Origin of the sequence: Micromonospora sp. NPDC093277 (assembly GCF_044765245.1) — a bacterium.
Taxonomy (GTDB): Bacteria; Actinomycetota; Actinomycetes; order Mycobacteriales; family Micromonosporaceae; genus Micromonospora.
In genome coordinates this window covers 1-18,459 of sequence record NZ_JBIWJO010000002.1, presented here as the reverse complement: position 1 = coordinate 18,459, position 18,459 = coordinate 1, and the positions used below count along the sequence as shown (strand labels likewise).

Annotated in this window: 2 protein-coding genes; both read right to left on the bottom strand. The window is 73.3% G+C overall.

Annotated elements, in window-relative coordinates:
- Positions 1–35: 35 nt before the first annotated feature.
- Complete coding sequence (locus tag ACIRG9_RS04875) at positions 36–17,765, bottom strand: SDR family NAD(P)-dependent oxidoreductase (RefSeq protein WP_402850306.1); 17,730 nt, start codon at positions 17,763–17,765, stop codon at positions 36–38.
- Positions 17,755–18,459, bottom strand: a 705-nt coding sequence (locus ACIRG9_RS04870; protein WP_402850303.1) for a phosphopantetheine-binding protein, incomplete at its 5' end; no start/stop codon positions are given. The genes ACIRG9_RS04875 and ACIRG9_RS04870, both read right to left, overlap by 11 nt.

The following is an 18,459-nucleotide window of genomic DNA, read 5'->3' as shown; positions in this document are numbered from 1 at the left end:
CTGGTCGGAGCCGGCAGAAGCGATCAACAATCTGGTCACGACGGGGAACCGCCGAGTTCCTTGTCCAGTGCGCTGAACAGTTCGTCGTCGGTCGCCGACTCCAGGTCGACGACCTCGTCGAGGTCCGCGCCGGCCGGTCGTAGGCCGTCCAGCCGGCGCAACAGGTTCCGTAGCCGGGCCTCGGCCCGGTCCCGTTCGGTCTCGTCCATCGCGGCCACCGCCAGCGCCGCCTCCACCCGGTCCAGTTCGGCCAGTACGGACGTCGGCGGTGCCTGCTGCTCCGGCGCGAACTGCCCGGCCAGGTACCCCGCGACCGCGCTCGGGGTGGGGTGGTCGAAGACCAGCGTGGCCGGCAGTTGCAGCCCGGTCGCGGTACGCAGCCGGTTACGCAGTTCGACCGAGGTGAGCGAGTCGAAGCCGAGGTCCTTGAACGGCGAGCCCTCCGGCACCGAGGCCGGTGAACCCTGACCCAGCACCACCGCCACGTGACCGCGTACCAGGTCCAGCAGCAGCCGGGGCCGCTCGCCGGCGGGCAGCGCGCCGAGCTGTTCGGCGAGCGACCGGCCGCCGACCGCCTGCTCCTCGGCGGCGCGCCGGGCGGGGCTGCCCACCAGGGCGGTGAGGATGGCGGGGAGGCGGGTCTGGTTGCGCAGGGTGGGCAGGTGCAGTTTGACCGGCACCAGGTTGGGGTGGGTGTGGGTGAGGGCCGCGTCGAGGAGCGCGAGCCCTTCCTCGGTTTCCAGGCCCAGGCTGCCGGCGCGAGCCATCCGCGCGCGGTCGACCTCGCTCAGATGGCCGGTCATGCCGGTCTTCTGCATCCAGTAGCCCCATGCCGTGCTGGTGGCCGGAAGCCCGAGATCCCGCCGGTGCTGGGCGATCGCGTCGAGGAACGCGTTCGCCGCCGCGTAGTTCGCCTGGCCGGGGGTGTCGATGGTCCCCGAGCTGGACGAGAAGAGGAGGAAGTGGGTGAGGGGGTGGTTCCTGGTGGCCTCGTGGAGGTGCCAGGCGGTGTCGATCTTTGGATCGAGGGTGGCGTGCAGGTGTGCGGGGGTGAGGTTGGTGAGGGTGGTGTCGTTGAGGGCGCCGGCGGTGTGGACGACGCCGGTGAGGGGGTGACCGGTGCCGTCGATGTGGTCGATGACCTCGGCGAGTTGGTTCCTGTCGGTGGTGTCGCAGCGGCTGACGGTGATGGTGGCGCCGAGGCCGGTGAGCTGGTGGATGAGGGCGGCCGCGTGGGGGTGACGAGGGCCCTGGCGGCTGAGGAGGTGGAGGTGACGGACGTCGTGGTGGGTCAGGAGGTGGGTGGCGGTGTGCTGGGCGAGGGTGCCGGTGCCGCCGGTGATGAGGGTGGTGCCTTCGGGGGTCCCGGCCGACCCGGACCGGCGGCGCGCGGCGGCGGCCGGTGGGGGCAGCGTGAGGGCGATCTTGCCGGTGTGGCGGGCGTTGGCGAGGTAGCGGAAGGCGTGCGGGGCCTGACGGATGTCGTAGGCGCGAGTGGGTAGCGGGGGAAGGGTGCCGTCCTGGAACAGGGGCCGGAGGTGCTGGTAGAGGGCGGCGATGTGGTCCTCGCCGGCGTCCATGAGGTCGAAGGCCTGGTAGGTGGTGTGGGGATGGTCGGTGCGCCAGGCGTGTGGGTCGCGGATGTCGGTTTTGCCCATGTCGATGAGGCGTCCGCCTTGGGTGAGGAGGCGGCCGGAGGCGTCGAGGTGTTCGCCGGTGAGGCTGTTGAGGACGACGTCGATGCCGGGGGCGTGGGTGCGGTAGTGGTCCTCGAAGTCGAGGGTCCGACTGTTGGCGACGTGGGGATGGGTGATGCCAAGTTGGTGCAGGGTGGGCCATTTGGTGGGGTGGGCGGTGGTGTGGAGGTGGGCGCCGAGGTGGCGGGCGACGTGGAGGGCGGCCTGGCCGACGCCGCCGGTGGCGGCGTGGATGAGGACGTGTTCGCCGGCTTGGAGTTGGGCGAGGTCGTGCAGGGCGTAGTAGGCGGTGAGGTAGGCGATGGGTGCGGTGGCGGCCTGGGTGAGGGTCCAGCCGTCGGGGATGGGGCTCAGCAGGCGCTGGTCGGCGGTGACGACGGGGCCGATGCCGTTGAACAGGCCCATGACGTGTTGGCCGATGTGGAGGTTGGTGACGGCGGTGCCGGTTTCGGTGATGGTGCCGGCGCCTTCGCCGCCGATGGGGCGGGGGTCGTTGACGATGCCGAGGGCGACGACGACGTCGCGGAAGTTGACGCCGCCGGCGTGTAGTTGGACGCGGACCTCGTGTGGTTGTAGGGGTGCGGCGTAGTCGGGACTGTGGGCGAGGCTGAGGTTGTCGAGGCTTCCGCCGGAGGTGGTTTCGAGTCGCCAGGTGTCGCTGTCGGGCAGGGGCAGGCCCGCTGAGGTGTGGGCGGGTTGGAGGCGGGGGGCGTGCAGGTGGCCGTCGCGGATCGCCAGTTGCGGCTCACCACACCCCACCGCTCGGCCGAGGGCGGCCATGCTCTCCGCGCTCGCGTCCAGGTCCACGACGGTGATCCGGTCCGGGTGTTCCGCGAGGCCGGTGCGGAGCATGCCCCAGCAGGTGGCGGCCGCCAGGTCGCTGATCCGGTCGTCCACCCCGGTGCTCACCGCACCCCGGGTCACCACCACCAGCCGGCTGTCGGCCAGTGCCTCCTCGGCCAGCCACTCCTGCAACACCCCCAGCAGCGACTCGGTCGAGCCGTGGGTGGCTGCCAGCACGTCCACGTCCGCCCCGTCGACCACCGGACCGGTGCCGTGCCAGGGCAGCACGACCGTCCGCACCGCCGGGCCGCCGGCCGTTACGGCCTCGCCCAGCGCCGCCATCGTCGGGTACGCCGACAGTGCCCCGAACGCCGCCGACCACCGGTCGACCGCCTCCGGATCGTCGCTCAGCACCGCCACCGGGCCAACCTCGACGCGTTCCGCCGGCTCGACCGGCAGCCAGTCCACGTGCAGCAGCCACTGCGGATCCACCCGTACTCCGCCGCCTTCCGCGCCGTCGACCGGCACCTCCCGCAGCACCAGTGATCGGGCGTCCAGCACGGGCTCGCCGGCCGGGTCGTAGACGACCAGCGCGGCCTGGTCACCGCCCCGGCGCATCAGGTGCACCCGGACGCTGGTCGCCCGGGTGGCGTGCAGCCGTACGCCGGACCAGACGAACGGCAGCTGCACCCGGCTCACGTCACCGTCGGCGGCAAGGGCGAGGACGTGCAGCGCGGCGTCCAGCAGCGCCGGGTGTACGCCGTACCCGTCGACGTCGCCCCGGACCGGTTCCGGCAGTGCCACCTCGGCGTAGAGGTCGTCACCGGCGCGCCAGGCCCGGCGCAGGCCCTGGAACGCCGGCCCGTACCGGTAGCCAAGCTCGGCCAGCCAGTCATACACCCCGTCGACCGTCAGCGGGTCGGCGCCGGCCGGCGGCCACTCCGTCTCGAGGGCCGGCGGTGCGGTGGCGGGTTCGACGGTGAGGGTCGCGGTGGCGTGATGTGTCCAGGCCGTCTCGTCGGTACGTCCCGAGGGCCGCGAGTGGACGGTCAGGCGACGCCGATCCTCCTCGTCCGGCGGGTCGAGGGTGACCTGCACGTCGGTCGGCTGCTCGGTGAGGAACAGCGGCTGGTGCAGGGTCAGCTCGTCGAGGTGCCGGTGTCCGGTGCCGGCGCCGGCGTGCAGCGCGAGGTCCACGTACGCGGTCGCCGGCAGCAGGCAGCCGGCCGTGATGGCGTGGTCGACGAGCCACGGGTGGCTGCGGGTCGAGAGCTGGCCGGTGAAGAGGCGCTGGTCGGTGGGGGTGGCCAGCTGGCCGGTGAGCAACGGGTGCTGCGGACCGTCCTGGCGCCGGTTGCGCCGCCCGGTGAGCCAGTACGGCTGGTGCTGGAAGGGGTAGGTGGGTGGGGTGGCCTGAGCTCGGGCTGCCGGTAGCAGGCGGGCCCAGGTGATGGGGTGGGTGGTGCGGGTGTGCAGTTGCGCCGTGTTGGTGAGCAGGGTGTGCCAGGGGTCGGCGTCCCGGCGGAGGGTGTGGCAGACGGTGGTGGAGTCCACGTCGATGGTTGCGGCGAGCAGGGCGTGTGGGCTGATCTCGACGAGGGTCTGGTGGTCGTCGGCGATCACCTGATCGAGGGTGGGGCGGAAGTGGACGGGCTGGCGCAGGTTGTCCCACCAGTAGTCGGTGGTCAGCTCCGTGCCGGGGACGGCTCGCTGCCGGGTGCTGCTGTAGAACGCGATATCGCTGGTCTGCGACTCGACGGCGACGCCGGTTAGCTCGGCCCGGAGCGGGTCGATGTGGGGGCAGTGGCTGGCGTAGCTGACCGGGATGATCCGTGCGGTCAGTCCGCGGTTGGTGAGGGCCGTGTGCGCGGCCTGGATGGCGGCGGGGGTGCCGGAGAGTACGCAGCTGGTGGGGGCGTTGTGCGCGGCGAGGTGTAGTTCTGCGGCGTGGTCGGGCACCAGCTGGGCCAGGAGCGCGGGTAGTTCTTCGGGGGCGGGGCCGGTGACGGCGAGCATGCCGCCGGTGCCCTCGATGGTGGTGAGTGCCTGCCCGCGGTGGGCGATGAGCCGTGCGGCCTGGTCGAGGGTGAGGGCGCCGGTGGCGTGGGCGGCGGTGATTTCGCCCTGGGAGTGGCCGATGACGGCGTGGGGGGTGATGCCGTGGTGTCGCCACAGTGTGGTGAGGGCGGTGGCGACGGCGAAGAGGGTGGGTTGGACGACGTCGACCCGGTCGAGGCTGGCCGCGTCGGGGTTTTGCAGGATCACGTCGAGCAGTGACCAGCCCACCACCTGGCGTAGCACTAGGTCTGTGGCCATGATGCAGTCGCGGAAGACGGCGGAGGTGCGGTAGAGCTGCTGGGCCATGGCGGGCCATTGGCTGCCCTGTCCGGGGTAGATGAACGCGATCTTGCCGCTGTCGTGGGCTTCGCCGACGGTGAGGTTGGGGTGTTCGCCGCCGTCGGCGAGGGCCGTGAGGGCTTCGCGTATCTCGTCGGGGGTGCGGCCGAGGACGACGGCCCGGTGCGGGAACATGGTGCGGCCGGCGAGGGCGTGCGCGACCCCGACGAGGTCCAAATCGTCGGTGCCGGCAGCCCAGTCGCGCAGTTGTCGGCCGTACGCCCGCAGCGTGGTTTCGGTCTTTGCGGACAGCAGCCAGGGCACCCAGCCGCCACCCGGCAGATCCGTGATCTCGTCCGGCACGTCCACGACGGGCACGGCGACCGGCTCCGCCGCGCCCGGGAACTCCTCGAGGACCAGGTGGGCGTTGGTGCCGCTCATCCCGAACGCCGACACCGCCGCCCGTCGCAGGTGCCCGTTCGGCTTCCAGTCGACCACCCGGTCGAGCAGCCGTACGTTGCCGCTGGCCCAGTCGACGTGCGGGGTGGGGGCGTCGATGTGCAGCGAGCGGGGCAGCATGCCCTGCTGCATGGCCACCACCATTTTGATCACGCCGGCGACGCCGGCGGCGGCCTGGGTGTGGCCGATGTTCGATTTGATCGATCCGAGCCACAGTGGCTGGTCGTCGCGGCGGTGTTGGCCGTAGGTGGCGAGGAGGGCCTGGGCTTCGATGGGGTCGCCGAGGGTGGTGCCGGTGCCGTGTGCCTCGACGGCGTCCACGTCCGCCGGGGTCAACCTCGCGTTGGTGAGGGCCTGCCGGATGACGCGTTCCTGGGACGGCCCGTTCGGTGCGGTCAGGCCGTTGCTGGCGCCGTCCTGGTTCACCGCCGAGCCGCGGATGACGGCGAGGACCCGGTGACCGCGTTCCCGGGCCGCGGAGAGCCGTTCGAGGAGCACCAGGCCGACGCCCTCGGAGAACCCGAACCCGTCCGCCGCCGCCGCGAACGGCTTGCACCGACCGTCCGGCGACAGTCCCCGCTGCCGGCTGAACTCCACGAAGCCCCCGGGCGTGGCCAGCACCGTCACCCCGCCCGCGAGCGCCAGGTCGCACTCGCCGTTGCGGATCGCCTGCGCCGCCAGGTGCATCGCCACCAGCGCTGACGAACACGCCGTGTCCACGGTCATCGCCGGGCCCTCCAGCCCCAGCGTGTACGCGATCCGCCCCGACGCCAGCGCGGTCGTGGCCCCGGTCATCAGGTAGCCCTCGTAGTCCTCCGGCACCTCGTCGAACCGGGGTCCGTAGTCGTTGTCGATGACCCCGGTGAAGACGCCCGTCGGGGTGCCGCGCAGTCCGGCCGGGTCGATGCCGGCCCGCTCCACCGCCTCCCAGGCGGTCTCCAGCAGCAGCCGCTGCTGCGGGTCCATCGCCGCCGCCTCCCGGGCGTTGATGCCGAAGAAGGCCGCGTCGAAGCCGGCGGCGTCGTCGAGGAAGCCGCCGTGCCGGGTGTACGTGGTCCCCGGCGTGCCGGGGTCCGGGTGGTAGATGGCCTCGATATCCCAGCCACGTCCGTCCGGGAACTCGCTGATCGCGTCGCCCTCGGAGATCACCAGCTGCCACAGTTGCTCGGGTGAACCGACGCCACCCGGGTAGCGGCAGGCCATGCCGACGATCGCCACCGGTTCGTCCAGGCTGGCCACCCGGACCGGTGCCGCGGCGCGGGCCACCGGGACCCCGGAGATCAACTCCCGCAGGTGGTCGACGACCGCCGCCGGGGTGGGATGGTCGAACACCAGCGTCGCCGGCAGCGCCAGGCCGGTGGCCGTGCCGAGCCGGTTGCGCAGCTCCACGGCCGTGAGGGAGGTGAACCCGAGGTCCTTGAACGCCTGCCCCGGGTTGACCGCCACCGCCGATTCCAGCCCGGCCACCGTCGCCACGGCCCCCAGCACCAGCTCGTGCAGGGCCTTGCGCTGGTCGGCCGGCGGGCGGGCGGCCAGCCGCTGCGCGTACGTCAGCGGGCCGGCGTCGGCGGCGGCGTTCCGCAGCCCGGCGCGGAACAATCCGCGCAGCGGCGCGGGCACCGGCCCGGCCGGCTCGCTGATCCGTCCGGCGAGCAGCACCGCCGCGCCGGTGGCGAGGGCCAGGTCGAGCGGGCCGGACGCGGGTGCCGGAACGACACCGTCGGGCCGTGGCGCATCGGGTGCCCCGCCGGCCACGCTGACCGCGGCCAGCCCGTACGCCCGCCGGTGGTGGGCCAGCGCGTCGAGGAACGCGGCGTCGCCGCCCCGGGCGCTCTCGCCGGCGGTGCCGAGCGTGCCGGCCAGGTCGGAGAGCAGGACGAACGCCGCCAGGTCGAGCTGGCGGGTCGCCTCGTGCAGCGCCCACGCGGTTGCCGGGTCGCCCCCGGCGTGCAGCACGGCGGTGACCGGGCGGGCCGGATCGACGCCGGTGAGTAGGTTGGCCAGGACGTCGGGGTCGGTGGTGTCGCAGCCGGTGACGGTGACCTGGGCGCCGAGCCCGGTCAGCGCACCGACCGCAGATGCCGCGTCGACGGCGCCGGCCAGCAGCAGGTGCCGTACGCCGTGCCGGGTGACCAGGTCCTGCGCCGCCGCGACGGCCCGCGCGTCGCCGGTCACCAGGACCGTGCCGTCCGGGCCGAAGCGGGCGGCGTCCGGGGCGTCGACGGTCACGCGGACCAGCCGGGGCACCAGCACGGTGCCGGTGCGCAGGGCGAGCCGGGGTTCGCCGGCCGCGCCGGCGGCCGCCACCGCCCGCTCCCGGACCGCCTCGCTCTCCGGCAGCCCGTCGGTGTCGACCAGGACGATCCGGCCGGGCTCGGCGGCCTGGGCCACGCCGGTGGCGCCCCACACCGTCGCCGCGGGCAGGTCGCGCGGGTCCTCGCCGGGCAAGGCCGCGACGGCGTGCCGGGTCAGCACCACCAGGGGCGGCCCGGCCGGTTCACCGACCGCCGCCTGGAGGAGCGCCACCGCCCGGCCCGCGGCCTCCACCGGGTCGGCCAGCTCGGCCTCCGGCGTCCGGTACGACCAGACGGTGCCGGTGGCATCGGTCCCCTCGGGGACGTCGGCGGACTCCGGCACCGGCCACTGCTCCCAGGCCAGGGCGTACAGCTCCGGCGCCGGCCCGGTGGCGGCCAACCGGTCGACGGGCAGTTCCCCGGTGTCGAACGCGGCGGTGAGCACCGGCTGACCGGTGGGGTCGTAGCCGGCGAGGGTGAAGCGGCCGTCCCCGGCCGGCCGCAGTAGCACCCGTAGCGCGGTGGCGCCGGCGGCGAGCAGCCGCACCTCGGACCACCCGGTGACGGTCGGTGTCGCCTCGGGCCTCCGGCCGACAAGGTCGGCCAGCAGCGGATGCAGGGCTGCCTCCAGCAGCGCCGGATGCAGCGCGTGCTGGGTGGCCTCGGCCCGCTGTTCCTCGTCGAGAGCGACCTCGACGACCAGGTCGCCGTCCTGTCGCCAGGCCTCGCGCAGGCAGCGCAGGGCCGGCCCAGGCTGGTGGCCGGCGGTGCCCAGCCGGGCGTACACGTCGGCGACGTCGACCGGCTCGGCGCCGGCCGGCGGCCAGACCGGTGCGGCCGGCGGCTCGGCCGCCGCGGTGGCACCGAGAACGCCGCCGCCGTGCCGGGTCCAGGCCGCGTCCGGCCCGCTCTCCGCGTCCCGGGCGTGGATGGTCACGGTACGCCGGCCCGCGGCGTCAGCCTCCGCGACGGTGACCTGCACCTGCACGGCCCGGCCGTCCGGTACGGGCAGCGGCGCAGGCACGGCCAGTTCCGCGAGGTACGGGTGCCCGGTGCTGGCGCCAGCGTGCAGCGCCAGGTCCAGGAAGCCGCTCGCCGGCAGCAGCCGGGTCGCCAGTCCTCGGTGGTCGTCGAGCCAGCTGGTGCCGACGGTCAGCCGTCCGGTGAGGACCGTGCCGCCCTCGGTGGCCAGGTCGAGCCGGGTGGTCAGCACGGCGTGCCGGGTGGGGTGCAGCCCCAGGTCGGCGGGCGTGCTCCGGTGGGTGCCGGACAGCCAGTGCCGGGTGGACTGGAACGGGTAGGTGGGCAGATCCAGGCGGTGCTGGTTGCCGGCCGGGCGGGTGTCGAGCGTAGCGGCGGCCGTGAGCAGGGTACGCGGGCCGGGCCGGTCCTTGTGCAGGCCGGACACCGCGACGACGTCGCTCAGCGTCTGCTGGTGCAGCGCGGTGAGCGTCCCGTCCGGTCCGAGTTCGACGAAGGTCCGTACGCCGTGTTGGTCGTGGAGGGTGGTGATGCCGTTGGCGTAGTGGACGGGGGCGAGGATGTGTTGGACCCAGTAGTCGGGGTTGGTGAGTTGTTCGGCGAGTTGTCCGGTGATGTTGCTGATGACGGGCAGGTTGGGCGGGGTGTAGGTGAGGCTGGCGGCGGCGGTGTGGAATTCGTCGGCGATGGTGGTCATGTGGGGTGAGTGGAAGGCGTGGCTGACCTGGAGTGCGGTGGCCTTGCGCCCTTGTTCGCGCCATCGGGTGGCCAGTTCGTGGCAGGTGTCGTGGTCGCCGCTGATGACGACGGTTTGTGGGGTGTTCACTGCCGCGATGGCCACTCCGGCCTGTCCCGCGATGAGGGTCTCGGCTTCGTTGTGGGTGGCTTGGAGGGCGATCATGGCGCCGGGGGTGGTGATGCTGTTCATGAGTCGGGCGCGGGTGGTGACGAGGAGGGCGGCGTCGTGGAGGGTCAGCACTCCGGCGAGGTGTGCGGCGCTGATTTCGCCGAGGGAGTGTCCGGTGAGGTAGTCGGCGGTCAGTCCGAGTTGGGTGGTGGCCACCTGGTGCAGGGCGATGTGGACGGCGAAGAGTGCGGGTTGGGTGTAGGCGGTGGTGTTCAGCAGCGCAGCGAGGTCGCTGCCGGGTTCGGCGAACACCACGTCTTGGAGGTGGTGGTCCAGGTGGGGGTTCAACGCCGCACACGCCTGGTCGAACGCTTCGCGGTAGGTGGGGTTGGTGGTGTACAGGTCGGCGCCCATGCCCGGGTACTGGCTGCCCTGCCCGGTGAAACAGAACGCGGTCCGGCCGGGGTCGCCGGTGCTGCCGGTGACGACGACGGGATGCGGTCGCCCGTCGGCGAGCGCGGCCAGCGCGGCGGCGAACTCGTCGCCGGTGCGGGCCACCAGCACCGCGCGGTACGGGAAGCGGGCCCGCCGGGCGAGCGCATCCCCGACCTCGGCCGGCGTCACCTCCTCGTGCTCGGCCAGCCACCTGCCCAGCCGCCCGGCGTACGCGCGCAGCGCCGGCTCGGTCTTCGCCGACAGCACCCACGACACCCACCCGTCCCACGGGTCGGCGCTCGGCGCGGCGGCCGGCGCCGTGGCCGGGGCCTCCTCGATGATCACGTGCGCGTTGGTGCCGCTGACACCGAACGACGACACCGCCCCGCGTCGCGGGTGGCCGTTCCGCCGCCACTCGACGGGCTCGTCGAGGAGGCGGACGTTGCCGCTGGTCCAGTCCACGTGCGGGCTCGGCGCGTCGATGTGCAGCGACTGCGGCAGCAGGCCGTGCCGTAGGGCGAGGACCATCTTGATCACGCCGGCGACGCCGGCGGCGGCCTGGGTGTGGCCGATGTTCGATTTGATGGATCCGAGCCACAGTGGCTGGTCGTCGCGCCGGTGTTGGCCGTAGGTGGCGAGCAGGGCCTGGGCTTCGATGGGGTCGCCGAGGGTGGTGCCGGTGCCGTGCGCCTCGACGGCGTCCACGTCCGCCGGGGTCAATCTCGCGTTGGTGAGGGCCTGCCGGATGACGCGTTCCTGTGCCGGCCCGTTGGGGGCGGTCAGGCCGTTGCTGGCCCCGTCCTGGTTCACCGCCGATCCTCGCAGCACGGCGAGGACGTGGTGGCCGTGTTCGCGTGCGGTGGAGAGCCGTTCGAGGAGGAGCAGGCCGACGCCCTCGCCCCAGCCGGTGCCGTCGGCGGCGGCGGCGAACGGCTTGCACCGGCCGTCCGTGGCCAGCCCCCGCTGGCGGCTGAACTCGATGAGCATGCCGGGGGTGGCCATGACGGTGACGCCGCCGGCGAGGGCCAGGTCGCACTCGCCGTTGCGGATCGCCTGCGCGGCCAGGTGCATGGCGACCAGGGACGAGGAGCAGGCGGTGTCCACCGTGACCGCCGGTCCTTCCAGTCCCAGCAGGTATGCGACCCGGCCGGACGCCACGCTCGTGGTGTTGCCGGTCAGCATGAACCCCTCGTACGTCTCCGGCGCCTCGTGCATCCGGGGTCCGTACTCGTCGAAGGCCAGGCCGGTGAAGACGCCGGTGGCTGTGCCATGCAGGCTGGTGGGGTCGATGCCGGCCCGCTCGATGCTCTCCCAGGCGGTCTCCAACAGCAGCCGCTGCTGCGGGTCCATCGCGGTCGCCTCGCGCGGGCTGATCCCGAAGAAGCCGGCGTCGAAGTCGGTCGCCCCGGCGATGAAACCGGCCTCCCGGGCGTACGTGGTGCCGGCGTGCTCCGGGCGCGGATCGTAGAGCCGGTCCAACCGCCAACCACGGTCGGTCGGGAACTCCCCGATCGCGTCCCGGCCCGAGGCCAGCAGCTCCCACAACTCCTCCGGATTGCCGGCCCCACCCGGATAGCGGCACGCCATCCCCACGATCGCGATGGGCTCGTCGGCGGCCGATGTCCGCACCGCTCGCGTCACCGGCGTCGGCTCCCCGGTCCGCCCCGGCAACCTGCCGGCGAGGTACGCGACGACGGCCGCCGGGGTGGGGTGGTCGAAGACGAGCGTGGCCGGCAGCTGCAGATCGGTGACGGCGCTCAGCCGGTTGCGCAGCTCGACCGAGGTCAACGAGTCGAATCCGAGGTCGCGGAAGGCCCGCCCGAGCTGGATGGACCCGGCCGTCGCGTGGCCGAGAACCACCGCCACCGTCGTACGCAGCAGATCCTCCAGTGCCGACCGCCGCTCGTCGTCCCCGAGACCGGCCAGGCGGTCCAGCAGGGGCATCCCGGCGTCGTCCCCGTCCCCGGCGACCGCGCGGCGGGTGGGCGCGCCGGCGAGGGCGGTGAGGATGGTGGGCAGGTGCGGTTGGTTGCGGAGGGTGGGGCGGTGGAGTTTGACGGGGGCGAGGGTGGGGTGGGTGTGGGTGAGCGCCGCGTCGAGGAGGGCCAGCCCCTCGTGGGTGTCGAGCCCGAGGCTGCCGGCCCGCGCCATCCGGGCCCGGTCCACCTCGGTCAGGTGGGCGGTCATCCCGCTGCTGTCGTTCCAGTAACCCCAGGCCAGCGCGGTGGCCGGCAGCCCGTCGGCGCGCCGGTGCTCCGCCAACCCGTCGAGGAATGTGTTCGCCGCCGCGTACCCGGCCTGCCCGCCGGTGCCCAGGGTTCCGGCGAACGCCGAGAAGAGGACGAAGTGGGTGAGGGGGTGGCTCCTGGTGGCCTCGTGAAGGTGCCAGGCCGCGTCGACCTTGGGGCCGAGGGTGGCGTGGAGGCTGTTCGGGGTGAGGTTGGTCAAGGTGGTGTCGTTCAGGATGCCGGCGGTGTGGACGACGCCGGTGAGGGGGTGACCGGTGCGGTCGATGTGGTCGATCACCTCGGCCAGTCGCACCTTGTCGGTGATGTCGCAGCGGCTGACGGTGATGGTGGCGCCGAGGCCGGTGAGCTGGTGGATGAGGTGAGCGGTGTCGGGGTGGTGGGCCCCATGGCGGCTGAGCAGGTGGAGGTGGCGCGCTGCGTGGTGGGTGACGAGGTGGGTGGCGGTGTGCTGGGCGAGGGTGCCGGTGCCGCCGGTGATGAGGGTGGTGCCGTGGGCGTCGACCGGCGCGGCCGGGAGGGTGAGAGCGATCTTGCCGGTGTGGCGGGCGTTGGCGAGGTAGCGGAAGGCGGTGGGGGCGTGGCGGATGTCGTACGAGCGGGTCGGTAGCGGGGGAAGGGTCCCGTCCTGGAACAGGGGCCGGAGGTGTTCGTAGAGGGCGGCGATGTGGTCCTCGCCGGCGTCCATGAGGTCGAAGGCCTGGTAGGTGGTGTGGGGATGGTCGGTGCGCCAGGCGTGCGGGTCGCGGATGTCGGTTTTGCCCATGTCGATGAGGCGTCCGCCTTGGGTGAGGAGGCGGCCGGAGGCGTCGAGGTGTTCGCCGGTGAGGCTGTTGAGGACGACGTCGATGCCGGGGGTGCGGTATTGCTGCTCGAAGTCGAGGGTGCGGCTGGAGGCGATGTGTTCGGGGGCGATGCCGAGCTGGTGCAGGGTGGGCCATTTGGTGGGGTGGGCGGTGGTGTGGAGGTGGGCGCCGAGGTGGCGGGCGACGTGGAGGGCGGCCTGGCCGACGCCGCCGGTGGCGGCGTGGATGAGGACGTGTTCGCCGGCTTGGAGTTGGGCGAGGTCGTGCAGGGCGTAGTAGGCGGTGAGGTAGGCGATGGGTGCGGTGGCGGCCTGGGTGAGGGTCCACCCGTCGGGGATGGGGCTCAGCAGGCGCTGGTCGGCGGTGACGACGGGGCCGATGCCGTTGAACAGGCCCATCACGTGTTGGCCGATGTGGAGGCCGGTGACGGCGGTGCCGGTTTCGGTGATGGTGCCGGCGCCTTCGCCGCCGATGGGGCGGGGGTCGTTGACGATGCCGAGGGCGACGACGACGTCGCGGAAGTTGACGCCGCCGGCGTGGAGTTGGACGCGGACCTCGTGTGGTTGTAGGGGTGCGGCGTAGTCGGGACTGTGGGCGAGGCTGAGGTTGTCGAGGCTTCCGCCGGAGGTGGTTTCGAGTCGCCAGGTGTCGCTGTCGGGCAGGGGCAGGCCCGCTGAGGTGTGGGCGGGTTGGAGGCGGGGGGCGTGCAGGTGGCCGTCGCGGATCGCCAGTTGCGGCTCACCACACCCCACCGCCCGGGCCAGCAGCTCGGACACGTCGTCAGTGCTGTTCGCGTCGAGGTCGACGATGGTGATCCGGTCCGGGTGCTCGGTCTGGCTGGAACGCACCAGCCCCCAGCACGCGGCGCCGGCCAGGTCGCTGATCCGGTCGTCCACCCCGGTGCTCACCGCACCCCGGGTCACCACCACCAGCCGGCTGTCGGCCAGTGCCTCCTCGGCCAGCCGCTCCTGCAGCACCCCCAGCAGCGACTCCGTCAACCGATGCGTCGCCCCCGGCACGCCGGCATCCGCCGCCGGGTCGTCCCCGCCGCCGGGAGTCCAGCACGGCACCACCACCGCCTCCGCGCCGACGGCGCGTACGCGCTCCACCGAGTCGGCGACCCGCACCCCCGGGAGGATCCGGCGCAGCAGGTTGGCGGCGGCCTCGTCGGCGTCGAGCGCGGCGAAGCCGATCGCCCCCGGCTGGTCGACCGCCGCCTCGACACCGGCGAGGACGGGCCAGCCCACGTGCAGCAGCCACTGCGGATCCAGCCGTGGCGCGGCCGGTCCGCCGGCCTGGCGCGGTATCTCCCGCAGCACCAGCGACCGGGCCACCAGTACCGGCTGCCCGGCCGGGTCGTGCACGGCCAGCTCGGCGCGGTCGGGCGCGGAGCGGGACAGGCGTACCCGCAGCGACGTCGCCCCGGTGGCGTGCAGGTGCACCCCGGACCAGACGAACGGCAGCCAGACGCCGTCCCGCACGTCGTCGGTCATCCCCAGCACGTGTAACGCCGCGTCCAGCAACGCCGGGTGTACGCCGAACCGGTCGACGTCGGCGCGTACGCCCTCCGGCAGCGTCACCTCCGCGTAGAGGTCGTCACCCGAGCGCCACGCCCGGCGCAGGCCCTGGAACGCCGGCCCGTACCGGTAGCCCAGTTCCGCCAACTCGTCGTACAGGCCGGCCACGTCCAGTGGCGCGGCTCCGGCCGGCGGCCACGCGGTCAGCCCCTCCGCCGCTCCGGCCGCGGCGGTGGTCAGCCGGCCCGAGGCGTTCAACGTCCAGGCCTCGTCGGTCTCGCCGGCCGGACGGGAGTGCACCTCCACCGCCCGCTGCCCGTCCGTCGGCTCGGCGAGGACGACCTGCACCTCCACGGCACCGTCCGCCGGCACCGCCAGCGGGCTGTGCAGGGTCAACTCGTCCAGGTACGGGTGACCGCCGGCCAGCCCGGCGTGCAGCGCCATGTCGACGAGGGCGGTGGCGGGCAGCAGGCACCGGTCGGCGATGGTGTGGTCCGCCAGCCATGGATGGGTGGTCGAGGACAGCCGCCCGGTGAGGACCGTGCGGGCGTCGCCGGCCAGGTCGAGCCGTCCGCCGAGCAGTGGATGGGTACTCGGCCGTAGCCCGAGGTCGGTCGGGCGGGCGGCGGCCCCGCCTCCGGACACCAGCCAGTGCCGGGTGTGCTCGAAGGGATACGTGGGCAGGTCCAGGTGGGTGCCGGTCTCGGCGGGCCGGTCGCCGACGGTGGCGGCGGCCGCGAGGAGGGTGTGCTGGTGGGGCCGCTTCCGATGCAGGGCGGGGACGGCGACGACGTCGCTGAGCGTCTGCTGGTGCAGCGCGGTGAGGGTGGCGTCCGGCCCGAGTTCGACGAAGGCCCGTACGCCGTGCTGGTCGTGCAGCGTGGTGACGCCGTCGGCGTACTGGACGGGGGCGAGGACGTGTTGCACCCAGTAGTCGGGGTTGGTGAGTTGTTCGGTGGTGGCGAGTTGTCCGGTGACGTTGCTGACGATCGGCAGGGTGGGCGCCTGGTAGGTGAGGCCGGCGGCGACGGTGCGGAATTCGGCGGCGATGGTGGCCATGTGGGGAGAGTGGAAGGCGTGACTGACCTGGAGTGCGGTGGCCTTACGCCCCTGTCCCCGCCACTGGGCGGCGAGTTGCTCGCACACCTCCCGGTCGCCGCTGATCACCACACTTTGCGGGGTGTTGACGGCTGCGACGGCGACACCGGCGTGGCCGTTGATCAGTTGCTCGGCCTCGTCGCGGGTGGCCTGGAGGGCGATCATCGCCCCCGGCACGGTGACGCCGTTCATCAGCCGGGCGCGGGTGGTGACCAGGCGGGCGGCGTCGGTGAGCGTCAACACCCCGGCGAGGTGCGCGGCGCTGATCTCGCCGAGGGAGTGCCCGGTCAGGTAGTCGGCGCGTAGGCCGAGTTGGGTGGTGGCCACCCGGTGTAGGGCCACGTGGACGGCGAAGAGTGCCGGTTGGGTGTAGACGGTGGTGTCCAGCAGGGCGGCGAGGTCGGTGCCGGGTTCGGCGAACACCACGTCCTGGAGTCGATGCCCCAGGTGCGGGTTGAGGGCCTCACATGCCTGGTCGAAGGCCCCGCGGTAGACGGGGTTGGTGGCGTACAGGTCGGTGCCCATGCCCGGGTACTGGCTGCCCTGCCCGGTGAAACAGAACGCGGTCTTTCCGGGCTGGCCCACCGTGCTCGTGCTCAGGTGGGCGTGCGGCTCGCCGTTGGCCAGCGCGGTCAGCGCGGCGGTGAAGTCCTCGCTGCTGGCGGCCGTGACCACCGCCCGGTGCGCGAACCGGGTACGCCGGGCCAGGGCCTCCGCGACCGCGGCCGGCGCGACGTCCGGATGCCCGGCCAGCCAGGCCGCCAGGCGGGCGGCGTGGTCGCGGAGCGCGGTCTCGGTCCTGGCCGACAGCAGCCACGACGCCCACCCGTCCCACGGGTCGGCGAGAGCCGGCCCGTCCGCGGTCTCCGCGGCGGGGGCCTCCTCGATGATCACGTGCGCGTTGGTGCCGCTGATGCCGAACGACGACACCCCGGCCCGGCGCGGCTGGTCACCCGGCGCCCAGCCCACCGCCCGGTCGAGCAGCCGGACCTTGCCGCTGTCCCAGTTGACGTGCGGGGTGGGGGCGTCGATGTGCAGGGAGCGGGGCAGCGTGCCGTGCCGCATCGCCTGGACCATTTTGATCACGCCGGCGACGCCGGCGGCGGCCTGGGTGTGGCCGATGTTCGATTTTATCGATCCGAGCCACAGTGGCTGGTCGTCGCGGCGGTGTTGGCCGTAGGTGGCGAGGAGTGCCTGGGCTTCGATGGGGTCGCCGAGGGTGGTGCCGGTGCCGTGCGCCTCGACGGCGTCCACGTCGGCGGGGGTGAGCCGGGCGCTGGCCAGGGCCTGCCGGATGACGCGTTCCTGCGCCGGTCCGTTCGGCGCGGAGAGTTGGCTGCTCGTACCGTCCTGGTTCAGCGCCGACCCGCGGACCACCGCCAGGATCGGGTGGCCGAGCCGGCGAGCCCGGGACAGCCGTTCCACCAGCACCAGGCCGACGCCCTCGCCCCACCCGGTGCCGTCGGCGCCCGCCGCGAACGGCTTGCACCGCCCGTCGGCGGCCAGCCCTCGCTGCCGGGCGAACTCGACGAAGTTGTCCGGTGTGGTCATCACCGCCACGCCGCCCGCCAGGGCCAGGTCGCACTCCCCGTTCCGGATGGCCTGGCAGGCCAGGTGCAGCGCCACCAGTGATGAGGAGCAGGCGGTGTCCACCGTGACCGCCGGCCCCTCCAACCCCAGCACGTACGCCACCCGCCCGGACACCACGCTGGAGGTGTTACCGGTGAGCAGGTAGCCCTCGATCCCCTCCGGCGCCTGGTGCCGCTCGTGCAGCCGGGGCCCGTAGTCCTGGGCGACGACCCCGGTGAAGACGCCGGTGGTGCTGCCGCGCAGCGTGGTCGGGTCGAGGCCGGCCTGCTCGATGGTCTCCCAGGCGGTCTCCAGCAGCAGCCGCTGCTGCGGATCGGTGGCCAGCGCCTCTCTCGGGCTGATCGCGAAGAACCCGGGGTCGAAGTCACCCGCGTCGTAGAGGAATCCGCCCTCCCGGGTGTACGTGGTGCCCGGCGTGTCCGGGTCCGGGTCGTAGAGGGTGGCCAGGTCCCAGCCGCGGTCGGTGGGGAACTCACCGATCGCGTCGGTGCCGGAGGCCAGCAGCTGCCACAGCTCCTCCGGCGAGGTGACCCCGCCCGGATAGCGGCAGGCCATCCCGATGATCGCGATCGGCTCCCGGGCGCGTTCCTCGACCTCCTGCAGGCGCTGGCGGGTCTGGTACAGGTCCGCCGTGGCCCGCTTGAGGTACGCGACCAGCTTCTCCTCATTCGCCATCCGTGGCCACCTCACCGGTGAGATCGAGCTGCGTGAGTTCAACGTCCAGGTCCTGGTCGAGCAGGTGGAAGAGCTCCTCCGGCGTCGCCGCGAGGATGTCGCCGGCGAGCGCCGGCCCCGGCTCCACGCCGGTGAGCTGGTGCAGGAGTCCTTGGAGGCGGGTGACCAGCGCGTCCCGCCCCTCCGAGGTGTCGCCGTTCAGGGCCCGTACCGCCGTCTCCAGCCGGTCCAGTTCGGCCAGTGCCAGCTCCGCCGGGTCGGGCTGCCGCGGCATCAGCTGGTCCCGCAGGTACGCGGCCAGCGCGACCGGGGTCGGGTGGTCGAAGACGACGGTGGCGGGCAGCGGCAGACCGGTGAGGCGGCTGAGCTGGTTGCGGAACTCCAACGCGGTCAGCGAGTTGAGACCCAGTTCGAGGAAGCCGCGGTTCTCCCCGATCCGCGAGGTGTCGGCATGCCCGAGCGCCTTCGCCAGCTGCGCGCGGATCAGCTCCGTCAGCGTGCGCTGCTGCCCGGCGCCGTCCTGGTCGCGCAACAGGGGGACCCACTGGGTGGCCGTGGCCGCGTTCGTTCTGGTGGTTTGGGTGAGGTGGGTGGGGAGTTTGGTGGGGTTGAGGTGGGCGGTGATGGGGGTGGGGTTGGTGGTGGTGAGGGCGGTGTTGAGGAGGGTGAGGGCGTGGGGGGTGGTGAGGGGGGT